Annotated in this window: 20 protein-coding genes, 5 pseudogenes and 2 other annotated features; of the genes and pseudogenes, 14 read left to right on the forward strand and 11 right to left on the reverse strand. The window is 35.2% G+C overall.

The genetic code is table 11. From position 1 onward, the window contains the following. Position 1: 1 nt before the first annotated feature. A complete protein-coding gene (locus tag DJ93_RS21435) occupies positions 2-706 on the reverse strand; it encodes a polysaccharide deacetylase family protein (protein ID WP_042983113.1) in 705 nt (234 codons plus the stop codon). 327 nt (positions 707-1033) lie between these two features. Between DJ93_RS21435 and DJ93_RS21440 the strand changes: the two genes are divergently transcribed. The 3 genes from DJ93_RS21440 (at position 1034) to DJ93_RS21450 (ending at position 2899) form a co-directional block, all read left to right on the forward strand. Beyond that, positions 1034-1297 (forward strand): CD3324 family protein, encoded by a 264-nt coding sequence (locus tag DJ93_RS21440; RefSeq protein WP_042983114.1) that lies wholly within the window; start codon positions 1034-1036, stop codon positions 1295-1297. Positions 1298-1456: 159 nt separating this feature from the next. Then, positions 1457-2143: a DUF421 domain-containing protein gene (locus DJ93_RS21445; protein WP_042983115.1), complete on the forward strand. Its 687-nt coding sequence runs from the start codon at positions 1457-1459 to the stop codon at positions 2141-2143. A 114-nt stretch (positions 2144-2257) separates the two neighbouring features. Then, complete coding sequence (locus DJ93_RS21450; RefSeq protein ID WP_042983116.1) at positions 2258-2899, forward strand: FusB/FusC family EF-G-binding protein; 642 nt, start codon at positions 2258-2260, stop codon at positions 2897-2899. Between the two features lie 224 nt (positions 2900-3123). On the opposite strand, the pseudogene DJ93_RS21455 reads toward DJ93_RS21450, so the two are convergent. The 3 genes and pseudogenes from DJ93_RS21455 to DJ93_RS21465 all read right to left on the reverse strand — a co-directional run bounded on the left by DJ93_RS21455 (position 3124) and on the right by DJ93_RS21465 (position 5438). Continuing rightward, positions 3124-3581, reverse strand: a pseudogene (locus tag DJ93_RS21455) (VOC family protein). A gap of 471 nt (positions 3582-4052) precedes the next feature. After that, the gene (gene msrA / locus DJ93_RS21460) at positions 4053-4589 is read right to left on the reverse strand and encodes a peptide-methionine (S)-S-oxide reductase MsrA (RefSeq protein ID WP_042983117.1); all 537 of its coding nucleotides are present in this window, start codon (positions 4587-4589) and stop codon (positions 4053-4055) included. A 90-nt stretch (positions 4590-4679) separates the two neighbouring features. Then, a complete protein-coding gene (locus DJ93_RS21465) occupies positions 4680-5438 on the reverse strand; it encodes an SDR family oxidoreductase (protein WP_042983118.1) in 759 nt (252 codons plus the stop codon). 247 nt (positions 5439-5685) lie between these two features. Beyond that, positions 5686-5931 (forward strand) — a binding site (T-box leader). A gap of 67 nt (positions 5932-5998) precedes the next feature. After that, positions 5999-6238: a binding site (T-box leader), on the forward strand. Between the two features lie 152 nt (positions 6239-6390). Between DJ93_RS21465 and ilvE the strand changes: the two genes are divergently transcribed. From ilvE to ilvA, 6 genes are read left to right on the forward strand one after another with little or no spacing between them, the layout of a single operon-like run. Continuing rightward, positions 6391-7290 (forward strand): branched-chain-amino-acid transaminase, encoded by a 900-nt coding sequence (gene ilvE, locus DJ93_RS21470; protein ID WP_042983119.1) that lies wholly within the window; start codon positions 6391-6393, stop codon positions 7288-7290. Between the two features lie 22 nt (positions 7291-7312). Continuing rightward, positions 7313-9028: an acetolactate synthase large subunit gene (gene ilvB, locus DJ93_RS21475; RefSeq protein WP_042983120.1), complete on the forward strand. Its 1716-nt coding sequence runs from the start codon at positions 7313-7315 to the stop codon at positions 9026-9028. Further along, a complete protein-coding gene (locus tag DJ93_RS21480) occupies positions 9025-9255 on the forward strand; it encodes an ACT domain-containing protein (RefSeq protein WP_016082082.1) in 231 nt (76 codons plus the stop codon). The genes ilvB and DJ93_RS21480 overlap by 4 nt, the downstream gene beginning before the upstream one ends. Positions 9256-9269: 14 nt before the next feature. Further along, entirely contained in the window at positions 9270-10277 is a 1008-nt protein-coding gene (gene ilvC / locus DJ93_RS21485) for a ketol-acid reductoisomerase (RefSeq protein WP_042983121.1), read from the forward strand. Positions 10278-10321: 44 nt separating this feature from the next. Continuing rightward, on the forward strand, positions 10322-11995 hold the full coding sequence (gene ilvD / locus DJ93_RS21490) for a dihydroxy-acid dehydratase (protein ID WP_042983122.1): 1674 nt from the start codon (positions 10322-10324) through the stop codon (positions 11993-11995). Between the two features lie 32 nt (positions 11996-12027). Then, positions 12028-13290, forward strand: a complete 1263-nt coding sequence (gene ilvA / locus DJ93_RS21495) for a threonine ammonia-lyase IlvA (protein WP_042983123.1) — start codon at positions 12028-12030, stop codon at positions 13288-13290. A gap of 118 nt (positions 13291-13408) precedes the next feature. On the opposite strand, the pseudogene DJ93_RS33295 reads toward ilvA, so the two are convergent. Further along, positions 13409-13637, reverse strand: a pseudogene (locus DJ93_RS33295) (hypothetical protein). Between the two features lie 129 nt (positions 13638-13766). Further along, on the reverse strand, positions 13767-14870 hold the full coding sequence (locus tag DJ93_RS21500; RefSeq protein ID WP_042983126.1) for a CapA family protein: 1104 nt from the start codon (positions 14868-14870) through the stop codon (positions 13767-13769). A gap of 295 nt (positions 14871-15165) precedes the next feature. Here DJ93_RS21500 and DJ93_RS21505 point away from each other — a divergent pair, with 295 nt between their 5' ends. Next, positions 15166-15888: a DUF554 domain-containing protein gene (locus DJ93_RS21505; RefSeq protein WP_042983127.1), complete on the forward strand. Its 723-nt coding sequence runs from the start codon at positions 15166-15168 to the stop codon at positions 15886-15888. A gap of 49 nt (positions 15889-15937) precedes the next feature. On the opposite strand, the gene DJ93_RS21510 is transcribed toward DJ93_RS21505, so the two are convergent. The 3 genes from DJ93_RS21510 to DJ93_RS21520 are packed head-to-tail and all read right to left on the reverse strand — an operon-like array spanning position 15938 to position 18289. Further along, the gene (locus DJ93_RS21510; protein WP_042983129.1) at positions 15938-16666 is read right to left on the reverse strand and encodes an ABC transporter permease; all 729 of its coding nucleotides are present in this window, start codon (positions 16664-16666) and stop codon (positions 15938-15940) included. Continuing rightward, positions 16666-17382: an ABC transporter permease gene (locus tag DJ93_RS21515; protein WP_042983130.1), complete on the reverse strand. Its 717-nt coding sequence runs from the start codon at positions 17380-17382 to the stop codon at positions 16666-16668. The genes DJ93_RS21510 and DJ93_RS21515 overlap by 1 nt, the downstream gene beginning before the upstream one ends. Continuing rightward, complete coding sequence (locus DJ93_RS21520; protein WP_042983132.1) at positions 17357-18289, reverse strand: ABC transporter ATP-binding protein; 933 nt, start codon at positions 18287-18289, stop codon at positions 17357-17359. The genes DJ93_RS21515 and DJ93_RS21520 overlap by 26 nt, the downstream gene beginning before the upstream one ends. Positions 18290-18466: 177 nt before the next feature. Here DJ93_RS21520 and DJ93_RS21525 point away from each other — a divergent pair, with 177 nt between their 5' ends. The 3 genes and pseudogenes from DJ93_RS21525 to DJ93_RS33855 form a co-directional block, all read left to right on the forward strand. Beyond that, positions 18467-19138 carry a response regulator transcription factor gene (locus DJ93_RS21525; RefSeq protein ID WP_042983133.1) on the forward strand — a complete coding sequence of 224 codons (672 nt, stop codon included), beginning with the start codon at positions 18467-18469 and terminating at the stop codon, positions 19136-19138. Continuing rightward, a complete protein-coding gene (locus DJ93_RS21530) occupies positions 19135-20478 on the forward strand; it encodes a HAMP domain-containing sensor histidine kinase (protein WP_042983134.1) in 1344 nt (447 codons plus the stop codon). The genes DJ93_RS21525 and DJ93_RS21530 overlap by 4 nt, the downstream gene beginning before the upstream one ends. A gap of 63 nt (positions 20479-20541) precedes the next feature. Then, positions 20542-20685 (forward strand): annotated as a pseudogene (locus DJ93_RS33855) (GNAT family N-acetyltransferase); the annotation flags it as partial. Positions 20686-20767: 82 nt separating this feature from the next. Here DJ93_RS33855 and DJ93_RS21535 read toward each other — a convergent pair. Continuing rightward, positions 20768-21838: pseudogene (locus tag DJ93_RS21535) on the reverse strand (N-acetylmuramoyl-L-alanine amidase); the annotation flags it as partial. Between the two features lie 337 nt (positions 21839-22175). Here DJ93_RS21535 and DJ93_RS21540 point away from each other — a divergent pair. Then, a complete protein-coding gene (locus DJ93_RS21540) occupies positions 22176-23390 on the forward strand; it encodes a multidrug efflux MFS transporter (RefSeq protein ID WP_042983135.1) in 1215 nt (404 codons plus the stop codon). Between the two features lie 48 nt (positions 23391-23438). Here DJ93_RS21540 and DJ93_RS21545 read toward each other — a convergent pair. Continuing rightward, a pseudogene (locus DJ93_RS21545) lies at positions 23439-24200 on the reverse strand (DODA-type extradiol aromatic ring-opening family dioxygenase). Between the last annotated feature and the right edge of the window lie 127 nt (positions 24201-24327).

Raw genomic sequence — 24327 nt, forward strand, 5'->3', positions numbered from 1 at the left:
TTTATTTTGCTCTCTTTTGCAGTTCATTTACTGTTACGAACTGATAGCCTTTTTTAGATAAAGAATCTAAAATACCTTCAATGGTCTGTAAATTTTCATTAGATTCATCATACATAGAGTGTAATAAAATGATAGAACCTGGTTTTACATTTTTATTAACGTAGTCAATTTTGTCAGTTGCAGATTTGAAAAAAGTATCAGGCTCAAGATCCCATGTAATCGTTTCGATATTATTTTTATTTAAATAATATGGTAGTCCAATTAATTTTTTTCCGTTAGGAGGTCTAAAATCAATTTCGTCTGTAAATCCTGTTTGGCGGATTAATGAATTCGTTTTTTCTATTTCTTCTTTAATAAAAGAAGGTGCTTTAAAAACCATTCTGTTATGAGAATATGTATGATTTCCAAGTTGGTGTCCAGATTGAACAATCGCTGTTCCTAATGGTAAATTGTTTTCTAATTCGTTTCCGATAACAAAGAAAGTAGCTTTCGCATTGTACTTATCTAAAAGTGGTAATATTCGTTCGATATTTTTTGTAGGACCATCATCAAAAGTTAAGGCAACTATCTTTTCATTCGTTTCAATGCGATTTGTCAGCTCGCCAAATAATTGAAAGCTTCTTGCATTCATTAATTTGTACGTGCCGAATAATGCTATAGTAATAATGAATAGTGTAACTATTGTAATGATTACTTTCTTCTTCATACCGCAACCTCACTATACTTTTTGATTCGATTAAACTGTATTATATCAAACTAAGTAATTTAGTGCTTTAAAAAAGGATGAAGATGCAAGGGGAAGGAATTTATCATATAATAAAATGCAAAAGGTATATTAGGGGGTGTTTATATGGCGATTATAATTCAATTGCCAGACACTGCAGCGTCTCATGCAAAGCCAAGTATGGAAATGGCGATACTTTGCGTGAGGTAGACAAGTAATATACAATCGCCTAAATGAGCTCGTATCATTTTTTATATTTGGCTTTGCACCTTATTGAAATGAACCATAAAAAATAAGGGGCGAGCAGAAATGAAATACGTAAAAGCTGCGACTGTTTTACCAGAGAGTTTAATTGCTGAAATTCAAAAGTATATACAAGGTGAAACAATTTACATTCCAAAACAAGAAACAAAACATTATAAATGGGGTACACGATCTGGCGGAAGAAAACAACTGGATGAAAGAAATAAAGCAATTAAAGAAGCATTTAAAAGTGGAATTGCCATTCAGCAACTTGCAGAGGAATATTTTCTTTCTGGAGAAACGATCAAAAAGATTGTGTATTCTAAATAAATAAGAGGAAAAGAGTCTGATTCATATATTATTTTGAATCAGACTCTTTTTGCTTTGTATCTATTGGGTGTGAATGGGCATGATAATAGCAACAATGTGCCGTTTTTTTACTAAATAGGATACATAGCATTTGAGTGAAAAGCAGAAAGGTGAATATATATGAATCATATTGGACAAATAACGATAGAGCTTTTAGTTGGTTTTTTTGTTCTATTAATTGCCACAAAAATATTAGGGAAAACACAAATATCTCAGCTAACGCCCTTTGATTTTATTTCTGCTATCGTCCTTGGTGAGCTTGTTGGAAATTCAATATACGATCCTAAAATTAAAGTGTGGTCTATTTTATATTCAGTATTTGTTTGGGTGATATTAATTTACACAATAGAAGTGATAACGCAAAAAATAAGAGGAACAAGAAGGTTTTTTGAAGGATATCCTTCTATTATTATCCGCAATGGATATATTGATCGAGAGCAATTAAGTGTAAATCATTTGGATATTAACCAATTACAACAGATGTTAAGGCAACAAAAAGATATATTTTCAATCCGAGAAGTTGAGTATATGATATTGGAACCTAACGGAAACATAAGTGTATTGAAAAAAAGTAAATATGAATCTCCCACTATAAATGATTTAAGTTTAAAACATAAGCCTGTATACTTACCCATTTCATTAATTAGTGATGGAAAAGTAGTGAAGGATAATTTGAGGGAAGCAGGTTTTGATGAAGGATGGCTTTATAAACAAATAAAGCAAAAAGGGATTACTAAATTTGAAGACGTACTATATGCGGAATGGAAAACAGATGATGGCTTCTTTTGTCAGGAAATGAATCGGTAGAAAATAATCGGTGTATTTATGTAATTTTCATTTCTAAGTTATCTTTTACATATCAAAAAACTTAATCATTGTATACAATAAAACTAGATCAACAATTTGTATGGAGTGATAAAGATGGAAGCTTTTATTAGAAGTGATCAATATAATTTTATAAAGTCACAAGCTTATATTTTAGCAAATGGGCATGCAACGGCAAATGATAGAGGGGTAATTGCGGCATTAAAATCGCTCGCTATGGAGAAAGTAATCGGTGTTTTTGAAAATTTAAATACGGAACAAAAAGAACTAATTGATACGGTATTAGAAGTTGAAAATAGAGAAGGGGCAGAATCGTATTTACTGAAAATAAATCCGTATGTAATTCCTTTTCAGGAAGTTACAGCACAAACGTTAAAAAAATTATTTCCTAAGGCGAAAAAATTAAAGCTTCCTGATATGGAAGAACTGGATATGAAAGAATTATCTTATTTAAGCTGGATTGATAAGGGATCGAGCAGGAAATTTATTATAGCAAAAAATGATAAAAATAAGTTTGTTGGTCTGCAAGGAACATTTCAAAGTTTAAATAAAAAAAGCATTTGTTCATTATGTCATGGGCATGAAGAAGTAGGAATGTTTTTAGTTGAAATTAAAGGTGATGTACCAGGAACTTTCGTTAAAAAAGGAAATTATATTTGCAAAGATGGTGTAGCTTGTAATCATAATATGAAATCGCTTGATAAATTGAACGATTTTATTGAGAGATTGAAAAAGTAATTTTAGAAATAAGTATGCATTAAAATGAAGCCTTCAGGAAATGAACTGGAGGTTTTTTCGTGTTTGTTGGAGAAAGGTCATCGCTATCAAGCTAAGATTTTAAAGTACCCCTAAATGGAAATTTTGTGTTTTTTATAGCACCGAAGTTCATTTTTATCGTTTTGGGGAAGAATGTGTTTCTTAACTTGATAGCGATGTGACGAGACCCCTAGATATAATTTCATTTATTTTTCTTGGTGTTCCGCATCCCATTCACTTAAATAGGATGCATATTCTAATTCGTCTGGATTATCATATAGCATAGAAATAAACTCTAATTTGTTTCCGTCACAATCAGAAAGTATACACTTGCAGCTGGCATCCATCTTTGGACAATTGGCTCTTGATTCCCTTTTCCCTGACTTCCTATCACTTCTATTTCACGATTTTCTAACCACAATTTAGAAATCTTTAAAAACTCTAAATCTACACCAAAAGCAAAGTGTTTCGTCTCAAAGTCTTCAATATTATGTACTTCCCATAGTCCAAGCATTTGTTTTTTATTTTCTCCTACCCAAAAGAAAGCCACTCTTCTTTTAGATAGTTTTCTTGCTAATGCTAACCCTAACTTATTTTGATAGAAATCTATCGCCTTTTCTAAATTTCTTACATGTAAATGAGTTTCGTATATGCTCTGTATCATTATTTTTATTCCTTTCTTTATTGTAATTTTTATGTCGATATCTTTTTTGTATTATAATACAAAAAAGATATCTTAAATCATCCCACCTTTGTATAATTTTTCTTTCCTACAAAAGTAGGATGTACAGATTTCATTCATATAATTTGAACTGGTGTTGATGGTTTTTAAAAATAGAAAGCTTATTTTCAAATTAGATGAAAAAAGAGATGCAATTATGGATATTCATGTGGAATTTTGGTTTTGGTGGTACTTAAAAATCTTAAGTTGATGGGCATGTGGAGGAAGGTGTTTCTGTGAAAAAAATAAAAATGAGGTGAGAAAAGATAATGTCTGATAAGAAAAGAAGGATGATAAATGATTTAAAGCTTTGGACATTAACAGCAATCGTTCTTATCATCGTTTTGTATTTCTTCCAAAGATAATAAAACTCCATGCTTTTTCAAAAAGATGAAAAAACATGGAGAGATAGTGTTATTTTTTTTGCCAATTTTCTTTAATAAAGTCTTCACGACCAGATTCTTTTTGCTCGTTAGCATATTTCTCAGGATTTTTTTTATAGAAATGTTGATGGTATTCCTCTGCTTCATAAAAAGGTGCGGCCGAACGAATTTCAGTCACGATAGGATTTTTAAACATACCGCTTTCTGCTAGAGTTTGTTTCGATTTTTCTGCAAGCTCTTTTTGTGTTTCATTATGATAAAAAATTGCTGTGCGGTATGATGGACCTCGGTCGAAAAACTGCCCGCCATCATCAGTTGGATCAATTTGTGGCCAATATAAATCAAGTAATTTTTGATAAGGAAAAATAGAAGGATCGAATGTAATTTGTACAACTTCTAAATGTCCAGATGTTCCAGCCTTTACTTGTTCGTATGTTGGGTTTTCTATATGACCACCTGCATAGCCGGAAAGTACTTTTTGGATACCAGGGAGTTCATCAAATGGTTTTACCAAGCACCAAAAGCAACCACCTGCGAAGGTTGCGAGTTCGTATGTTTTTTCGGACATTGCTGTAATCCTCCTAAATATATATGTTTTATATAGTATTATATAAATTGTTTTATTGCGCAATAAAAAAGATTTGAAAATATATGTTTTTTATAGACAAGATCCTCCGCTCACATCAATCAATTGTCCAGTAACCCAGCGACTATCAGGGGAAGCAAGAAATGCCGCAGTATCGGCAATGTCTTCTACTTCACCTAAGCGATTGAAAGCGGAAATATTAGTAGCGTACTGTTTCATCATTGGATCGCTCAAGAGTTCCGCATTCATATCTGTTTTGATAAAGCCTGGAAGTATTGCATTCACCGTTATACCACGCGCTCCGAGCTGTTTTGCTAGCGTGAAGGTCATTGTGTTAATCGCGCCTTTTGTCATACTATATGCAACGAAATCTGGTAAAGAAATTCGGGTGGCAGCTGATGAGATATTAATAATTCGACTATTGTCACGTAAACGTGGTAAAGCTTGTTGAATAATAAAGAATGGTGCTTTTGCATTTACCGAAACAATTCTATCAAAAAATTGTTCAGTCGTTTCTTCAATGAAAGCGCCAGGACCAATTCCAGCGTTGTTTATTAAAATATCAAATTGAGTTCCGCCAGTTCGTTTTTGCAATTCGCTATCTAAAGAGCTATAAAGATTTTCCACACCATGTAAAGATTCAAGGTTCGCACCAATAGAAAAAGCCGAACCGCCATTAGATTGAATTTCATGAACAGTTTCTTCAGCATCTTCTTTTCGATTACCGTAATGAACAGCAACTAATGCACCGTCGTTTGCTAAACGTTTTGCGATAGCACGTCCAATTCCTCGGCTTGCTCCTGTAACGAATGCTACTTTTCCTTTTAACATAGCTTTCTCATCTCCTCATAAATTTTATATGTTTTTTTATGTAGTAACGCGAACATACTTAAGTAATATATGAGTATGTGTAAGAAGTTCATTCCGATTTTGTTTTGAAAAAAAATAAATAGCCTTCTAGTGAATGAATTGAATTTTTAAAATTTTTCTGGAAAACATGTTGACAATGAAAAGAACAACGTCCTATAATACGTTTAACAAATAAAAGTTAATTAAGAATTTTCTAACTTTATATTTTGTATATGCAAAGAAGAGGAAAGTAGATGATTATGATCGTTTCAGAGAGCTACTCCTAGGCTGAGAGAGTAGTAACAATCGAATCATTGAAGATCACCTCGGAGCATCGCTTGCGAAAGGGAAACTGAGTAGAGGGCGGCGGCATCGTCTCCGGTAAAAGGACGGGGGTCTGATTGGACCTGCAGAGCTTATATTTCGCGAGAAGTATAAGGAAGCTGAGTGGTAACGCGAAACTCTCGCCTCAGCAATCAAAGCTACTAAATTGTAGTAGTTGATTGCTGAGGCGAGAGTTTTTATTTTAAAAAATAGAATAAAAGAATGCGTGGAAGAGGAGAGTAAGTGATATAGATTGTTTCAGAGAGCTGCCCCAAGGCTGAGAGGGTGGTAACAATTGAATCATTGAAAATCACCTCGGAGCACTGCTTTTGAAAAGTAGTAAAAAGTAGCGGGTTTGTTTCCGATAGAAAAACAAAAGTCTAATTGGACTTGCAGAGCTTATATTTCGTGAGAAGTGTAAGGAAGCTGAGTGGTACCACGATTCCCTCGTCTCAGTAATGGATTGCTACAAGTATGTAACAAATCGATTGTTGAGCCGAGTATATTTTCGGGATTTATATACTGAATATTCTGTTAAAAATACTCATCTCAGCAATCGATATAGAAATAGATTGCAAAAATAGAGATGAAAAAAGAGGAGCGATGTGAGATGGGAAACCAGTACATTTATATGAATGAGGAATTTGTGGAGAAGGAAAAAGCAGTTGTTTCAGTATATGATCACGGTTTTTTATACGGAGACGGTGTATTTGAAGGAATTCGTAGTTACGGAGGAAATGTATTTTGTTTAAAAGAACATGTGAAACGATTATATGAATCAGCAAAATCTATTTTACTTACAATTCCAATGACGGTAGATGAAATGGAAGAAGCTGTTTTACAAACATTGCAAAAAAATGAATACGCTGATGCCTATATTCGATTAATTGTCTCAAGAGGAAAAGGTGACTTAGGGCTGGATCCGAGAAGTTGTGTGAAACCGAGCGTTATTATCATTGCAGAACAATTGAAATTATTCCCTCAGGAATTTTATGATAATGGGCTTAGCGTTGTATCTGTAGCATCAAGGCGTAATACGCCAGATGCACTGGATCCACGTATTAAGTCAATGAATTACTTAAATAACGTACTTGTGAAAATTGAAGCAGCACAAGCTGGTGTACTCGAAGCACTTATGTTAAACCAACAAGGATATGTTTGTGAAGGGTCTGGAGATAATGTTTTCATTGTGAAAGATGGAAAAGTGTTAACACCCCCTTCGTATTTAGGGGCACTAGAAGGTATTACGAGAAATAGTGTTATCGGGTTATGTGAGCGACTTAATATTCCATGTGAAGAAAGGCCATTTACTCGCCATGACGTATATGTAGCAGATGAAGTGTTTTTAACAGGAACGGCAGCGGAATTAATTCCAGTTGTAAAAGTTGATTCAAGAGAAATTGGAGATGGGAAACCGGGAAGTGTAACGAAACAATTAACAGAAGAATTCAAAAAGTTAACGCGAGAAAGAGGAGTGCGTGTTCCAGGATTGGCGGAAAGTTTAGCGTAAATAGGGAGAGGAGTTAATTGAAATGGAGGAACAGTATGCAACATGTGATGAACTGCGGAGTGAAGAAGCGACAGGTGCTGGACACGTTATTCAATGCTTGAAGAAATTAGGTGTAACGACTGTTTTCGGTTATCCAGGCGGAGCGATTTTGCCAGTATACGATGCGTTATACGGAAGTGGTTTGAAGCACGTTTTAACTCGTCATGAACAAGCTGCCATTCATGCGGCAGAAGGATATGCGAGAGCTTCTGGAAAGGTCGGGGTAGTCTTTGCTACCTCGGGCCCGGGGGCGACGAATTTAGTTACGGGCTTAGCAGATGCTTATATGGATTCGATTCCTTTAGTTGTCATTACAGGGCAAGTTGCAAAGCCTCTCATCGGTAAAGACGGATTTCAAGAAGCAGATGTTGTCGGAATTACAGTACCTGTTACGAAGCATAATTACCAAGTTCGTGATGTAAATCATTTATCACGTATTGTGCAAGAAGCTTTTTACATCGCCGAAAGCGGGCGACCAGGACCAGTATTAATTGATATTCCAAAGGATGTTCAAAATGCAAATGTAACAAGTTTCTTTAATGAAGAAATTGAAATTTCAGGATATAAACCGGAACTTGTACCAGACAGTATGAAACTTAGAGAGATAGCAAAAGCAATTTCAAAAGCAAAACGTCCCCTTCTTTATATTGGAGGAGGTGTCATTCATTCAGGCGGATCTGAAGAACTCATCAAGTTTGCGAGGGAGAATTGTATTCCAGTCGTTTCAACTTTAATGGGACTTGGTGCATATCCGCCAGAAGATTCTTTATTTTTAGGGATGCTCGGTATGCATGGAACGTACGCTGCGAACATGGCCGTAACAGAATGTGATTTACTCCTTGCTTTAGGGGTTCGCTTTGATGATCGTGTAACAGGAAAATTAGAGCTTTTTTCTCCGCAATCAAAAAAGGTACATATTGATATTGATCTATCTGAACTTCATAAAAATATAACGGTAGAATATCCAGTTGTTGGAGATGTGAAAAGGGCATTGCATATGCTAATTAAATTGCCTATCTATACAGAAACAAATACATGGCTTGCGAAAGTGAAGGGATGGCAAGAAGAATATCCACTTTCATATAAGCAAACAGAATCAGAGTTAAAACCACAACATGTCATTGATTTAGTAAGTGAATTAACGAATGGTGAAGCAATTGTAACTACTGAAGTAGGACAGCATCAAATGTGGGCCGCACATTTTTATAGAGCGAAAAAACCACGGACTTTTCTAACATCAGGCGGATTAGGGACGATGGGATTTGGTTTCCCAGCAGCAATTGGTGCCCAGCTAGCTAAAAAAGAAGAACTTGTCATTTGTATTGCGGGTGACGCTTCTTTTCAAATGAACATTCAAGAACTACAAACAATTGCTGAAAATAACATCCCTGTAAAAGTATTTATCATAAATAACAAATTTTTAGGGATGGTAAGGCAATGGCAAGAAATGTTTTATGAAAATCGTTTATCAGAATCAAGAATCGGATCACCAGATTTTGTGAAAGTAGCAGAAGCTTATGGAGTAAAGGGATTAAGAGCAACAAATTCAACTGAGGCGAAACAAGTGATGTTAGAAGCATTTGCTCATGAAGGTCCTGTCGTAGTTGATTTTTGTGTAGAAGAAGGTGAAAACGTATTTCCGATGGTTCCGCCAAACAAAGGGAATAACGAAATGATTATGAAGAGGTGGGAAGAATGAGTCATACTTTTTCACTCGTTATTCATAACGAGCCAAGCGTCTTATTACGTATAAGCGGTATTTTTGCTCGGCGTGGTTATTATATTTCTTCTTTACATTTAAACGAAAGAGATACTAGTGGTGTTTCTGAAATGAAACTCACAGCAGTTTGTACTGAAAATGAAGCGATATTACTTGTTAGTCAGTTGAAAAAATTAATTGATGTTCTGCAAGTAAATAAATTATAAGGAGTGTACGGAATATGAAAACGTATTATGAGAAAGATGCAAATGTAGAGTTATTACAAGGGAAAACTGTTGCAGTAGTTGGTTATGGGTCACAAGGTCATGCGCAAGCACAAAATTTACGTGATTCTGGTGTAGAAGTAGTAGTTGGTGTTCGTCCTGGTAAGTCGTATGAAGTAGCGAAAGCAGATGGGTTTGAAGTGATGTCTGTTTCAGAAGCGGTTCGAACCGCACAAGTTGTACAAATGTTATTACCGGATGAACAACAAGCACATGTGTACCGAACAGAAGTAGAAGAGAATCTTCGTGAAGGACAAATGTTACTTTTCTCACATGGGTTTAATATTCATTTTGGACAAATTAATCCACCAAGTTACGTAGACGTAGCGATGGTTGCGCCAAAAAGTCCAGGTCATCTCGTTCGCCGTGTATTCCAAGAAGGAAATGGTGTTCCGGCATTAGTCGCAGTACATCAGGACGCAACGGGAACGGCGTTACATGTAGCTCTTGCGTATGCAAAAGGAGTAGGTTGTACACGAGCAGGTGTCATTGAAACGACATTCCAAGAAGAAACGGAGACGGATTTATTCGGAGAGCAAGCTGTGCTTTGTGGTGGGGTAACTGCACTTGTAAAAGCTGGGTTTGAAACATTAACAGAAGGTGGATATCGTCCTGAAATTGCATACTTTGAATGTTTACATGAGTTAAAGTTAATTGTCGACTTAATGTACGAAGGTGGATTAACGAATATGCGTCATTCTATTTCTGACACGGCAGAGTTTGGAGATTATGTAACAGGATCAAGAATTGTTACAGATGAAACGAAGAAAGAGATGAAACGAGTTCTTACAGAAATTCAGCAAGGTGAATTTGCAAAGAAATGGATTTTAGAAAATCAAGCAGGACGATCAACATACAATGCGATGAAAAAAGCAGAACAAAATCATCAACTTGAAAAAGTTGGAGCAGAGCTTCGTGAAATGATGAGCTGGATTAATGCGCCGAAAGAGTTAGTAAAAAAATAGATTAAGTTAGTAAGAGAAAAAAGTGTAAGAAGGGATTTGACAAGATGAGAAGTGACATGATTAAAAAAGGTTTTGATAAAGCTCCACATCGTAGTTTATTAAAAGCAACTGGTTTAAAAGATGAAGATTTTGATAAACCATTCGTAGCAATTTGTAATTCTTTTATTGAAATTATTCCAGGGCATAAGCATTTAAATGAGTTTGGGAAACTTGTAAAAGAAGCAGTACGTGCAGCGGGCATGGTTCCATTTGAATTCAATACGATTGGAGTAGATGATGGAATTGCGATGGGACATATCGGTATGCGTTATTCTCTTCCAAGTCGTGAAATTATTGCAGATTCGGTAGAAACAGTTGTAAATGCACATTGGTTTGACGGAATGATTTGCATCCCAAACTGCGACAAAATTACACCAGGTATGATGATGGCTGCACTTCGTGTAAATATTCCAACTGTGTTTGTTTCAGGTGGACCGATGGCAGCAGGGAAAACATCTAAAGGAGAAGTTGTCGATTTGAGTTCCGTTTTTGAAGGGGTAGGAGCTTACCAATCTGGGAAAATTTCAGAAGAAGAATTAAAGGATATTGAAGATCATGGTTGTCCATCTTGTGGTTCTTGTTCCGGTATGTTTACAGCGAATTCTATGAATTGCTTATGTGAAGTACTAGGTTTAGCACTTCCTGGGAACGGTAGTATTTTAGCAATTGACCCAAGACGTGAAGAGTTAATTAAACAAGCAGCAGAAAAATTGAAAATTTTAATTGAAAGAGATATTAAGCCGCGTGACATCGTGACAGAAGAAGCAATTGATGATGCATTTGCGCTTGATATGGCGATGGGGGGATCGACGAATACGGTATTACATACGTTAGCACTCGCTCAAGAAGCGGGGTTAGATTATGATATGAGCCGTATTGATGCAGTTTCAAGACGTGTACCTCATTTATGTAAAGTAAGTCCAGCTTCTAATTGGCATATGGAAGATATCGATCGAGCGGGCGGGATTAGTGCTATTTTGAAAGAGTTAAGCCGAAAAGAAGGTGTACTTCATCTTGATCGTATCACTGCTACTGGACAGACGTTAAGAGAAAACATTGCTGAGGCTGAGATTCAAGATAAAGAAGTCATTCATTCACTTGAAAATCCTCATAGTGAAGAGGGGGGCTTACGTATATTAAAAGGAAATCTTGCGAAAGATGGAGCTGTTATTAAAAGTGGAGCAACAGAGGTAAAACGATTTGAGGGACCTTGCGTTATTTTTAATTCGCAAGATGAGGCACTTGCTGGAATTATGTTAGGGAAAGTGAAAAAAGGAGATGTAGTTGTTATTCGTTATGAAGGACCAAGAGGTGGACCAGGTATGCCAGAAATGTTAGCACCAACGTCAGCGATTGCTGGTATGGGATTAGGTGCAGAGGTTGCACTTTTAACAGATGGTCGTTTCTCGGGTGCTTCACGCGGTATTTCAGTAGGTCATATTTCACCAGAAGCAGCTGCGAGTGGAACGATTGCACTTCTTGAACAAGGAGATATTGTATGTATTGACGTTGAGGAGCGCTTGTTAGAAGTAAGAGTTAGCGATGAGGAATTAGAGAAACGTAAAAAAGAATGGAAGCGACCAGAACCAAAAGTGAAAACTGGATGGCTTGGACGTTATGCACAAATGGTAACATCCGCAAATACAGGGGCTGTTCTGAAAATCCCAAATTTTGATTGAGCCAATATAAAAGAGATAAGGAATGATGTGAGATGATGCAAAATGTGAAGGAGAGAGTGAAGATTGAAGATATCCTTATGGCTCATAATTGTATGAAGGATATCGTCATGAAAACGCCCTTGCAACGAGATAAGGTTTTATCTGAAAAATATGAATGTGAGGTGTATATTAAGCGAGAAGATTTGCAAGTTATTCGTTCTTTCAAAATTCGTGGTGCATACAATTTAATTCAAAGTTTATCGAAAGAACAATTACAAAATGGTGTTGTTTGTGCAAGTGCTGGTAATCATGCGCAAGGAGTTGCGTATACGTGTAATTTATTGAATATTCCATCGAAAATCTTTATGCCAACAACAACACCAAAACAGAAAGTATCACAAGTTCAATTTTTTGGGGGTAGCTTTGCAGAAATCGTGTTAGTTGGTGATACATTTGATAGTGCTTTCCAAGAGGCACAACGCTATTGTGAGAGAAATAGGATGACATTTGTTCATCCATTTGATGATCCATATGTGATTGCAGGGCAAGGAACGGTAGCTGTTGAAATTATGCACGATATGGATAAGGCAGTTGATTATCTCTTTACAGCAATTGGCGGTGGTGGATTAGCCTCAGGAACTGGTACATATGTAAAAGGTGTAAGTCCAACTACAAAAGTAATTGGTGTAGAACCGTTTGGGGCTGCATCTATGAAAGAGGCTTTTCTTCAAAATGAAAATGTTGCATTAGAGAGAATTGATAGCTTCGTTGATGGGGCAGCTGTAAAAAAGGTAGGGAAATTAACTTTTGAAACTTGTAAAGATGTCCTCGATGATATTGTATTAGTTCCAGAAGGGAAAATTTGCACGACAATTTTAGAACTATACAAGAAAAATGCGATTGTAGCGGAGCCTGCTGGTGCTCTTTCTATCGCGGCGCTCGATCTTTACAAAGATGAAATAAAAGGAAAAACGGTTGTTTGTACGTTAAGCGGTGGAAATAATGATATTGATAGAATGCAAGAAATGAAAGAACGTTCCCTCATTTATGAAGGATTAAAACATTACTTCATTATCGAATTTCCGCAGCGTTCAGGTGCACTGCGAGAATTTCTTGATAAAGGGTTAGGACCAGAAGATGATATTACGCGCTTTGAGTATATTAAGAAACATAATAAAGAAAATGGTCCGGCTTTAGTCGGTGTAGAATTAAAACATAAAGAAGATTACGAGCCGTTAATTACTCGTTTTCAAGAGAATAATATTCAATTTATGGAGCTTAATAAAAATCCTGTGTTGTTTGATTTACTTATTTAATAGAAAAAAGAGTTAAAAAACAATTTTATTTGTAATGAAAAAAGATAGATATAAGCAGAGGAAGTGCTGCCTGTTCTATCTTTTTATTTAGTGAAAGTATTTAGCGTAATAAGAGGGTTTAAATTAAATACGCCCCGTATTCAAGAAGGATACAACTAGTCAGCCATAAAAATATTGCAATACGAATGATTACGTACATTGCAAATTCAAAAGAAGAAAGCTTTCTCTCTCCCTTTATTTTTTTTTAGAAGTCTGGCAGAGAAAATGGAACATAAGAGAAGTATAGCTATAGATATTTTATATACGTTTTCTAAAAGGCTTACATTTTCTAATAAGTTTTTCAGCATGTTTATCCCGCTATTTGCGGGCAGTAAAACCCACCTCAAAATTCGGCGAGCGGCTGCCCATAAAAGCCCGATTGGTGATGGTTTATAATCAGTGGGATGAGAAAAAACTCCACTGATTAAAGCTTCACATTATTTACGTTTGTTTATTATTTTTCCAGTATCATCAATCTCTACATCAGTTGAAACAGTTTGCAAATATTGAAGAGCTTTTTTCTTTTCTTCTGGACTCACAGGAGAAATTTGATTATTTCGTATGATGTAAGGGTTAAATGACATTTGAACATCCTTCCCTTTAAAAGTTATGGTCAATACGCCTGTTTCAGCGCTTTTCCCGTTTACATAGCTCGGGAACAAGAAGTTTCCTAATGAATAAGCGACAGGAACTTTATCGTAATACTCAAATCCTTGTAGCCAGTGTGGATGGCTTCCGACAATCGCATCAGCTCCTGCTTCCACCATTTTGGGAACATATTGCTTTTGATATTCTACAGGTCGATTTGATTTTTCAACGCCCCAATGCATGTAGACGATTACATAATCTGCATCTTTCTTCTGTTCCTTAATTGTTTTTGTAATAAGATTAATATCATATCCATTCGCAACACCAGGTGTATTTTGCCCAGCTACCCAAGTGAAGTTAGGCATAAATCGTACAAATGAAAGGAATTTGAATTTTTTTCCTTTTACTGTGATTTCTCTTGCTGTATATGCATCATCAGCATTTTTTCCAGCTCCAGTGTAAGGGAGTTTTAATTTTTCTATATGAGAAATCGTATCTAGTAGTCCGTCTTGTCCATAATCAAGCGTATGGTTATTACCAATATTAACGATGTCATATCCAGTGTTTTTAATTGCTTGTAGTGTAGGAGGATCGCTTTTAATCCAAAATTGCTGACCAGGAACTCTTTTTTCTCGTGTTGTAAATGCAGACTCTAAATTAATAAAGGAAATATCAGCTTTCGTTATTTCCTCTTTTACATGTTGGAATGGATAATCAGCTCCGTTTTTTTCAATAACGGGACGTAATTGCCAATCAAACATCGTATCACCAGAGAAGGTAAGTGTAATCTCTTGATTTTCATTTTTCTTTTCATTCGTTGAAATTGCTTTTTTTGCTGTGTTTTGCACGTCAGCCTTATTTTTAGCTTTTGAAATGTAGGTGCTATTGATCAGCAAAACAATTGGCGTAATGAACAGTGCTATTAAAATAAGTCGTTTCAATAAAGTTGTCATAATTACCTTTCCTTTTTTGTTTATCCCGCAATAAGATATAAAAACTTCCATCATAGAATAAAAAAGAAATTCGATGAAAGGGAAGTTATTCATACTAGTTTCATAGGTGTATTTTTATAATGAGCGGGTGTAGAGTAGTGAGATTTCACGTATTAATATTCACAATTTTAAGTTAACATATAGGTAGTGCTTAAATCAATGTATATGTTGTTTTAGTCTTTGAACAGTTTAGTAATATTATGTTTTTACTTCGTAGGTAAGAAGAGCGAGATTTTAAAAGGGTGGAGAATAGAGGATGGTTATATTAGGTGCAGTAGTAAATGGGATTTGCATAATAATTGGAACTCTACTAGGTAAACTATTAAGCAGTATTCCAGAAAGTATGAAGGGAACGGTAATGCATACGATCGGCTTGGCGGTTACGGTACTTGGACTGCAAATGGGATTGAAAAGTGAAAACTTTCTTGTTGTCATTTTAAGTTTAGTGATAGGAGCGGTCATTGGAGAATGGTTACAATTAGAAGGGAAATTAAAAAGCTTAGGAGATTGGTTAGAAAGTAAAATTGGTTCAAAGGGAGAGGGGAGTATATCCGTAGGTTTTGTAACAGCTACGCTTATTTTTGCAATTGGCGCAATGGGAGTACTAGGAGCGTTAGATAGTGGTATTCGTGGGAATCATGATGTTCTTTTTACGAAAGCGATTATTGATGGATTTATATCTATTATTTTAACGACAACCCTTGGAATAGGGGTATTGTTTTCAGCGATACCAGTTATTTTATATGAAGGATTAATTGCTATTTTTGCGACGCAAATTAATAGTTTTGTACCAGAGAAGTTGATGAATCAATTGATAGTAGAAATGACAGCAACTGGTGGCATTATGATTTTTGCAATTGGGTTAAACTTACTTGGGTTTATTAAGATTAAAGTTGCGAATTTGTTGCCCGGGATAATAGTAGTTGGAATCATTGTTTCTATTATATATGGATATGATTTGTATGTTTCAATTGGATAGAAGATAGAATAGAAATAGATAGCCCAGAATTGAATTCTGGGCTAAAGAATTAATATGCTTTTTTCATAAAATGAACAAAGCCACCTATAAATAAAACAATAAAGCTACCAATTATAACGAATACTAGAGTTTGAAAAGAGCTGTAAAATAGTTGTGAACCATCTTGAGGGATCATAGTAAGAAAAGGTTGAGCCCATGGATAGAAAGGACCGAATCTGTCAGAATTAGAAATCATCATAGCAGGTATGGTAGCTATAACATTTAAGGCAATTGGAGCTGCAAAGCTAGTCCAGATGGTTGAAACCCATAATTGCAAAGCTATTAACGGTAAGGTGGCGATCCATCCGCCTATTACACTTTTAATTATAGAAACAAGTGGGAATGGACCAGATATATGCAGAAGTTGTCCAACGCAAATATAGCCTACAATGAAAAAGGTTTGCATCATGCCTACAAATAAGAGAATAAAGAAGAATTTTATAATATAGGTGTGATAGCGTGCTATAGGTTGCACCAGAAGCTGTTTCCATCCACCATTTGAATGTTCATATCGGCAAATAAATGCAGTGTAAATACCTGTTAACAACGGTAAAAGTAACATACCGTGCACCGTTATCATGATAGTATAAATTAATTCCCAATGTTTATAATCAGGATAGCTTGAGGCACTCGCATAAGCTATAGTACCTGATAAGATAGGGCTTAAAAGTAATAATATCCATATTTTTGTGTTTTTCATTTTATAAAATTCAGCTTGCAGGGTTTTAAGCCAAATCATTATTTGTGCACATCCCTTCTATTGAAATCCTCCGTTTCGATAAATAACATACAAATACTAACCACCAGACCCATTGTTACACATAAAAGTGGAGAACCCCAGTCAATATGTAAACTTGGCCATCTCCATATGAACCAATTCGGAAAAGATGTTGAAAACATCGTGAAAATAGTTTCTAACAGCCCAATTGTAAATGTGATACTTTGATTTTGAAATGTGATGGCAATCCATAGTTGTAAAGCGACGATTGGTAGTGCTGACCAATAAGGATAGAAACTCATTTTAAATATAGCAAACCATGGAACTACCGCATCGAATTGTAATACTAGCCCTAATCCGACTGTGCTAATCAATAATAAAGAACAAGATACAGTAAGTAGGAAAAATACCAACATAAATTTTGTTAAAAAAATATGTCGCCTATTAATAGGTAAGGATAAGAGATGCTTCCAAGAACTAGAATGATGCTCTATGTGAGCGATTAAAGACGTAATAATGGTGGTACCTAAAATAAGGGTCACTAGTGCAAGAGGCTGAGCTTCAGAAAGAAGGCCACCCCATAAATCTTTTGCATACTTATTTGTTAAAAAGTCATAACGAAGAAAAAAATTACACGCTTGAAGTGAAATGACACCGATTGGTCCTAGAAGGATTAAAAACCAAATCCATGACCTCTTTATTTTTAAGAGGTCAGATTGAAAGAGGCGTTTGTACATGTGTTTCGTCCCCCTTAACAAGCTGTAAGAATATCTCTTCGAGTGATTTTTTGTTTTCTTCAATTCTAAATACAGCAATATTATGTGTTACAAGTGCTTTTACAATTTCTCCAACATTTTTATTTGATACATTTGATAGAATAATTTGGTTCTCCTCTTGTATAGAAGGAATCCCTTTAGCGAGAATGATCTTCCAAGCTGTATCTGGTTTATCTGTCATAATTGAAATAGAATGTTGAGCGTGCTGGCGTAATATTTCTATTTTGTCTTGAAAAATTAGTTTTCCTTTCGCAATGATACCAACATAAGTTGCCATTTGATCAATTTCACTTAATAAGTGACTAGATATAAGGATAGTGATTCCTCTCTCTTGTGCCAGTTTTTTAATTAGCGTACGAATTTCATGAATTCCTTCTGGATCAAGTCCGTTTGTTGGCTCGTCTAAAATTAATAGCTGTGGGTCTCCAAGTAAAGCAATAGCAATTCCTAATCGTTGTTTCATTCCTAATGAATATTCCTTTACTTTTTGAGTAGCAGCATGTTGTAACCCAACAATTTGTAATACTTCTTCAATTTTTTCTTTCGGGACATTTCTTAAAATACGATAAACTTCTAAATTCTCAATAGCATTTAAGTGAGCATAATAAGATGGATTTTCAACAAGAGCCCCAATTTTAGATAGTATTGATAGACGTTCTTTTTTTAAGTCTTGTTGAAATATTATGACTTTCCCTTCTGATAGTTTAATAAGACCTAATAACATACGAATGCTAGTAGTTTTACCAGCTCCATTAGGTCCAAGAAATCCATAAATCTCTCCTTTTGGAATTTTTAAATCTACGTTATGTACCACATAGTCATTTCGATATTTTTTTGTTAACTTTGTCGTTTCTACAATATAATTCATGTTCCTATCACCTCAAATCCAGTATAGGAAATAAAGGTTAATGATAATATTAGGAGAGTTTAAGATTTGTTTAAATTTATACATTATTCCCTAATTTTGGAGTGAGCTAGTTTTCAAATTGAAGTGGATTCCTTATGATATAAGAGAAATCTTAAATTTGTATATGAAGGTGAAGAAATGAAAAATATTTTGTATGTTGAGGATGAACTTGAAATTGGTGCATGGGTTAAAAGGGAACTGGAGAAACAGGAGTATAAAGTTTCATGGTTTACTTCGGAGGAAGGGAGTAATGAAGCATGTGAAAGAGCAGATGTAATTATTTTAGATGTCATGTTGCCAGGGCTGGATGGTTTTACATTAGGCCAACGTTTTAAAAGGGAATATCCAGATACTCCAATTATTATGCTGACAGCGAGAACAACATTGGAAGACAAAATATATGGATTAACATTTGCTGATGACTATATAACAAAACCATTCCATCCAAAAGAATTAATAGCACGTATTGAAGTTTTATTAAGGCGCTATAACAAAGGTGTGGTGGAGGTGCAATGTGTGAAACATTTAAAAGTATTTCTGAAGGATTATAGAATCGTTGATACAGAGACAGAGAATGAAATCGTTCTATCTGGGAAACAGCATCAAATCTTTTTTTATTTAATGAAAAATATGAATCGTACCTTAACAAAGGAACAAATTTTTGAAGCTGTATGGAATGAAGCTTATATAGAAGGAGATAAGTCATTAATGGTTCATATCCGCCATTTACGGGAAAAGATAGAGAAAAATCCAAGTAGCCCTCAAATAATAGAAACAATACGTGGAATTGGTTATCGGTGTAAAGCATGATAAAAAGCACCTCACTATTACGAAGATATTTATTTATTATATTTGCAGCCATTGCATTACTACCGCTCGTTGTTCCGCTTAGTTCATTGTTGTTTGTTAAATATATTGAGTTGATGGGGGATTACAAAGCTACGTATTCTAGTGTCGAAATAGAAGAGGAATGGAGAAATAAAGCGGAAAAGTTGCAAGGAAAAAATCCTGAAAGAATTGAGCGAACTTTTCAAATGTTTCTAGAAAAATATCCAGAGAGTTCAATGTTTTGGGTAGATGGTCTAGGAAAAACAAATTTTCAAATTCCTGAAAAGCAAAATATTCCACGAGAGTGGCATGTAAGTGATGCCGTTGCATTTATGAAAAAGAGTTTTGAAGGGGATCCATATACAGTTGTATCTTACATTGGAAAAGAAGATGCATTTATGGTATTTCAAATTCCAAGAAAATATTTAAATGCACCAATTGTTCAAATACGTGAAAAATATGCCGTTGTTTTTGAATTGGTTATTATTGGCTGTTTTGCGATATTTATTGTTTGTTCTATCATATTTTTTCTTAAGATTAGAAAGAGATTATTGAAGCTACAAAAAGCAATGGAATTTTCACAAGACCAAACACTTCCATCACAAATTGTTATATCTAAACAAGATGAGATTGGTTTACTAGAAGAATCCTTTAATCAAATGATAAGTGTTTTACAACAAAGCCGATTTAAGGAACAAGAAGAGGAACAATTTCGCAGAAAATTAATTGCAGATCTTTCTCATGATTTACGAACGCCATTAACGACAATGCGTGCACAAATCGACTCATTAAAAGAAGAGATTATTTCAGAAAAAGGATATCAAACAATGGGAATAATAGATGAAAAGATTAATTACGTAGCAGAACTAATTGAGAATTTACTATCCTATTCGCTAATAACAGCAAAAAAATATCCGTTTAATCCAGAACAAACAGATATGACACGTTTAATGAGAACGTTTATTGCATCATGGTACGACATATTAGATGAAAAGGGATTTGAAGTTGATATTGTAATTCCTGAAAAACCATTATTTTGGAACGTTGATGTGAATTGGTTTCAAAGAATTATAGATAATGTGATTCAAAATGTTATTCGTCATGCGGAAGATGGAAAGTTTATAGGAATATATATAAACCATGAGGAAGACACGATTACAGTTGTTGATCATGGACCGGGTTTTCAAAACGTTCACTCGCCAAATAAGGGGATGGGAATTGGATTATCTATTATCGCTGTTATGGCGAAGGAAATGGAAATTGAATGGTGTATAGAATCTAATGATGCTGGAGCAAAACATATCTTTAAAAAAATATATTAGAAGGGAGTAGGTGTATGCCGAAACTTCAATTCACAAAGCGTGTAAATAGAATCTTTCAAATAGCAAAAATTGCATCGTTGTTTGTCTAATATGAAAGAAATTGGTTATGAGTATGTGATTATTGGGCAAGCAGGACCGATTGAATTTTATGAGAGATGCTGTAATGCAAAAGTCATTCCACTTGAAAATATGAATCCCCCTCATTAATGAGGGGGATTTGTGTGTAATGTAATAAATCTATATTTTATTTTGTATCAGTCCAGTTTTATAATATTATTTTATTTTACTAGACGATATGAAGAGACATCATGGCCTTTCCATGTTTGACGCCCCTATTACGTGTTTGAAGAGCCTTTACTAAACGTTTTTGGATTTTTTCTGCTAAAACACGACTTTCTTCCACATGAGGATTTGTTTGTTCAGATTTTGAAGATTTATAGTAGTATGTTTCTGTTCCTTTTGCATTACCATTAAAAGCATTTGCATGAATGCTAATAAAGATATCTCCCTGATTTTGTTTAGCGAATGCAACACGTTCTTGTAGAGAGCTTTTTTGATCATGGCCTGGTCTAATATCAGATTCACGAGTTAGCAAAACTGTAAATGGTGTACGTTTTTCGAGTAATTGCTGTAGACGTAAAGAAGTGTCTAGCACAATTTTACTTTCAGATAGACCTTTTGTGGATTTTCCAGGGTCTGTACCGCCATGGCCCGGATCAATAATTATTGTTTTACTTTCTAAAGGATTTTTCAGGCTAGGTTGAAGCATATCTGTTTTTGCAGTAAGTTGTGCGGCTTCGGCGCGTGTTATAAACTTATTTGGTTGCCAGCCGTTATCGGTACCCACGGAAATCTTTAAATCAATTAAAATATTGGCGAATTTTTCACCCCAATGTCCTTTTAAATCTTCAAATTTACTTTGTCCATTACTATTTGTTGTACTTTGTAGTTTATATGCATTTACAAGCATCGTTGCCATAGCAGCACGAGTAACTTTTCCGGAAGGATTGAATATTCCGTTGCCTTCACCCTTAATAATTCCAGCTTTTTCAGCAGCGGCAATATAAGGAGTTCCCCAATGGTTTTGTGAGTCTTTAAAGGATGGTTTTGCATTTAGGTCAATTTGTAGCCCTAAAGCTTTTGTCATAATTGTTGCAGCGGAAGCTCTGTCTAGTGTATCGTTTGAGCCAAAAGTCCCATCCGGTAAACCAGTTAATACTTGTTTATCAACTAAATAAGTAATGGATTGTTCGGCCCACTTAGGAACATCGGGGAATTTTTGAGTATCTGCAAAAATACTAGAAGAATAAGATAGTAGAGCTCCTGTGAGAATACCTGTTGCGATCAATTTGTGTTTCATAAAAAAATATGCACCTCTAACATTCTATTGTATTTATCAAATTGATGTATATATCTATTTTAAATTTACATGTATGTAGTAATGAAACGAGAAATCGCTATTTCATAAAACCTGTAATCAATTTGATGTAACTATTGTAGTTGCAAGTTTGTAAGGTTATTTCTATTGAAAAATGTAGTGGAACAACTTTTTAGAAGATTGTAGTAATAAACTAGTTATATAAGAGATAAATGCGGCTTTTTGTCGTAGATTGTTGTAACTTTTATTCGTAAGGCAAATTGCTAAACTTTTTACAAAAAAGGGTGTAGAATGGGTATCTAAGAAAGAAGGTGTGAAAATGGCCAGCTGGAAAAGAAATTTAACGATTTGTTGGCTAGGTTGTTTTACCACTGCAGCCGGTATGAGTTTAGTAATACCCTTTTTATCTTTTTATATTGAGGAATTAGGAGTGACAGGCACTTCTAGTATTGCACAGTGGTCTGGGATTGCATTTGGTGTAACATTTTTAATGGGTGCGATTGTATCACCGGTATGGGGAAAACTTGGTGATATACATGGACGGAAATTGATGCTTATTCGCGCGAGCCTTGGGATGGCGATTATTATGACGCTTATGGGGTTTGTTACAGATGTGTATCAATTAGTCGCACTTCGGTTCTTAATGGGAGCGGTATCAGGTTTTCTTTCCACAGCAATGACATTTATTGCGGCAGAGACTCCGAAAGAACATTCAGGTTGGGCGATTTCTACAATCTCAACTGGAGGCGTGAGTGGTTCCTTACTTGGACCTTTGCTTGGTGGCTATTTGTCTGAGTTAATCGGGATGCGTCATGTCTTTCTAGTTACAGGAGCTTTCTTATTCCTTTCCTTTCTCATTGTCTTTTTCTTCTTACATGAAGCGAATCATTCTGTTCAAGCAAAAAAGGCGCAGCCGAAGAAAGTATGGACGATGGTGCCAGCAAAACATTTAATTATGAGTTTATTTGTAGCAACATTCATTATTCAGCTTGCAAATATGTCAATTCAGCCTATTATTACGTTGTACGTAAAACATTTAGCAGGCCCAGGTACAGCTCATATTGAAATGATTGCAGGTGCAGTCATGTCTGCGACAGGTTTAGCAGTTATTTTGGCAGCACCTAAGTTAGGAAGATTATCAGACCATATTGGACCTCAAAAAACTTTAGTTGTAGCATTGTTTATAGCAGGAATTATTTTTATCCCGCAAGCGTTCGTAACCTCTGCTTGGCAATTATTAATTCTCCGTTTTTTATTAGGAATTGCGCAAGCTGGATTATTACCTTCCGTACAAACTCTACTAAAACAACATACACCAACTCATGTAACTGGACGCATATTTGGATATAATCAGTCCTTTCAGTTTTTAGGAAATATGATTGGGCCAGTACTTGGTGGACAAATCGCTGCCCATGCTGGATTCCAATATGTGTTCTTTTCTACATCATCACTGTTATTTATCGCGTGTATTTGGGTGTATTTTAATAGTAAACACGCAGAGTTGTCTGAAAAGCAACAGTTGGAAGTTAGTTAACTAGGTGAATGAAAAAGGATGAAGCAATTGATGCTTCATCCTTTTTCATTAAAATTGAAGACAAAGATAACTTAATGTCCCAAGTTCATAGCTACGATGAATAACTTTACCTTCCGTTTCACCGCTTCCCATCGCGATAAAAAGAGGAACGAAATGCTCAGCTCTTGGTACGGCTAATTGTGCATGAGGGGCATTACTCTCCCAATTAAATAATGCATCTTTGTCGTCATTCTGCGTATGTTTTATAATCCAATCATCAAATTCAACTGCCTATTTTTCAGGAGTTGTTTGATTCCATTTTAGCGCACGTAAATTGTGAACAGTAACACCGCTGCCGATTACTAAAATATCTTCTTGTCCAAGCCCTTTTAGTACTTGCCCAATTTCATATTGTTCTTTTGCCGAAAGGAAAGGGTTCACTGAAATTTGAATGACAGGTATATTTGCTTCTGGATACATACGATGCAGAAGAGTCCATGAACCATGATCTAAACCTCTCGTCATATTTTTATAGACTGGAATCCCTTTATCTTTAAATTTTGTTTCAAGCATGGCTGAGATAGTTGAAGACCCTTTAGCACGATATTTTATTTCATATAATTCAGGAGGGAACCCGCCGAAATCATAAATTGTTTCATATTCATCATCTGAAGAAGAAATTGTTAGTACTTCACTTTCCCAATGTGCAGTGAAAATAACAATTGCTTTCGGATAATATGTTTCTCCCAGTGTTTTTAAAAAACGTGTGTAGTCTGTATCTTGAATAGCAAGCATCGGTGATCCATGTGCTAAAAATAGTGATGGCATCATAATTGAAACCTCCTAAAAATATAATAATTACTTTTAGTAAGTAACTATACAATTATATTTGTGATTCGTCAAGAGAATGGTTTAATGAGTAATCGGAAAAATACAGCATTTGTCATAATGAAAGCAA

This window comes from Bacillus clarus (assembly GCF_000746925.1).
Lineage (GTDB): Bacteria > Bacillota > Bacilli > Bacillales > Bacillaceae_G > Bacillus_A > Bacillus_A clarus.

Coding starts and splice junctions, on each gene's coding strand:
- DJ93_RS21480 (WP_016082082.1), top strand. CDS start 9,025: ATGAGTCATACTTTTTCACTCGTTATTCATAACGAGCCAAGCGTCTTA.
- DJ93_RS21465 (WP_042983118.1), bottom strand. CDS start 5,438: ATGTTAAAAGGAAAAGTAGCATTCGTTACAGGAGCAAGCCGAGGAATT.
- DJ93_RS21440 (WP_042983114.1), top strand. CDS start 1,034: ATGAAATACGTAAAAGCTGCGACTGTTTTACCAGAGAGTTTAATTGCT.
- DJ93_RS21445 (WP_042983115.1), top strand. CDS start 1,457: ATGAATCATATTGGACAAATAACGATAGAGCTTTTAGTTGGTTTTTTT.
- DJ93_RS21510 (WP_042983129.1), bottom strand. CDS start 16,666: ATGATTTGGCTTAAAACCCTGCAAGCTGAATTTTATAAAATGAAAAAC.
- msrA (WP_042983117.1), bottom strand. CDS start 4,589: ATGTCCGAAAAAACATACGAACTCGCAACCTTCGCAGGTGGTTGCTTT.
- DJ93_RS21435 (WP_042983113.1), bottom strand. CDS start 706: ATGAAGAAGAAAGTAATCATTACAATAGTTACACTATTCATTATTACT.
- DJ93_RS21500 (WP_042983126.1), bottom strand. CDS start 14,870: ATGACAACTTTATTGAAACGACTTATTTTAATAGCACTGTTCATTACG.
- DJ93_RS21505 (WP_042983127.1), top strand. CDS start 15,166: ATGGTTATATTAGGTGCAGTAGTAAATGGGATTTGCATAATAATTGGA.
- ilvC (WP_042983121.1), top strand. CDS start 9,270: ATGAAAACGTATTATGAGAAAGATGCAAATGTAGAGTTATTACAAGGG.
- ilvB (WP_042983120.1), top strand. CDS start 7,313: ATGGAGGAACAGTATGCAACATGTGATGAACTGCGGAGTGAAGAAGCG.
- ilvD (WP_042983122.1), top strand. CDS start 10,322: ATGAGAAGTGACATGATTAAAAAAGGTTTTGATAAAGCTCCACATCGT.
- DJ93_RS21525 (WP_042983133.1), top strand. CDS start 18,467: ATGAAAAATATTTTGTATGTTGAGGATGAACTTGAAATTGGTGCATGG.
- DJ93_RS21520 (WP_042983132.1), bottom strand. CDS start 18,289: ATGAATTATATTGTAGAAACGACAAAGTTAACAAAAAAATATCGAAAT.
- ilvE (WP_042983119.1), top strand. CDS start 6,391: ATGGGAAACCAGTACATTTATATGAATGAGGAATTTGTGGAGAAGGAA.
- DJ93_RS21515 (WP_042983130.1), bottom strand. CDS start 17,382: ATGTACAAACGCCTCTTTCAATCTGACCTCTTAAAAATAAAGAGGTCA.
- DJ93_RS21530 (WP_042983134.1), top strand. CDS start 19,135: ATGATAAAAAGCACCTCACTATTACGAAGATATTTATTTATTATATTT.
- DJ93_RS21540 (WP_042983135.1), top strand. CDS start 22,176: ATGGCCAGCTGGAAAAGAAATTTAACGATTTGTTGGCTAGGTTGTTTT.
- DJ93_RS21450 (WP_042983116.1), top strand. CDS start 2,258: ATGGAAGCTTTTATTAGAAGTGATCAATATAATTTTATAAAGTCACAA.
- ilvA (WP_042983123.1), top strand. CDS start 12,028: ATGATGCAAAATGTGAAGGAGAGAGTGAAGATTGAAGATATCCTTATG.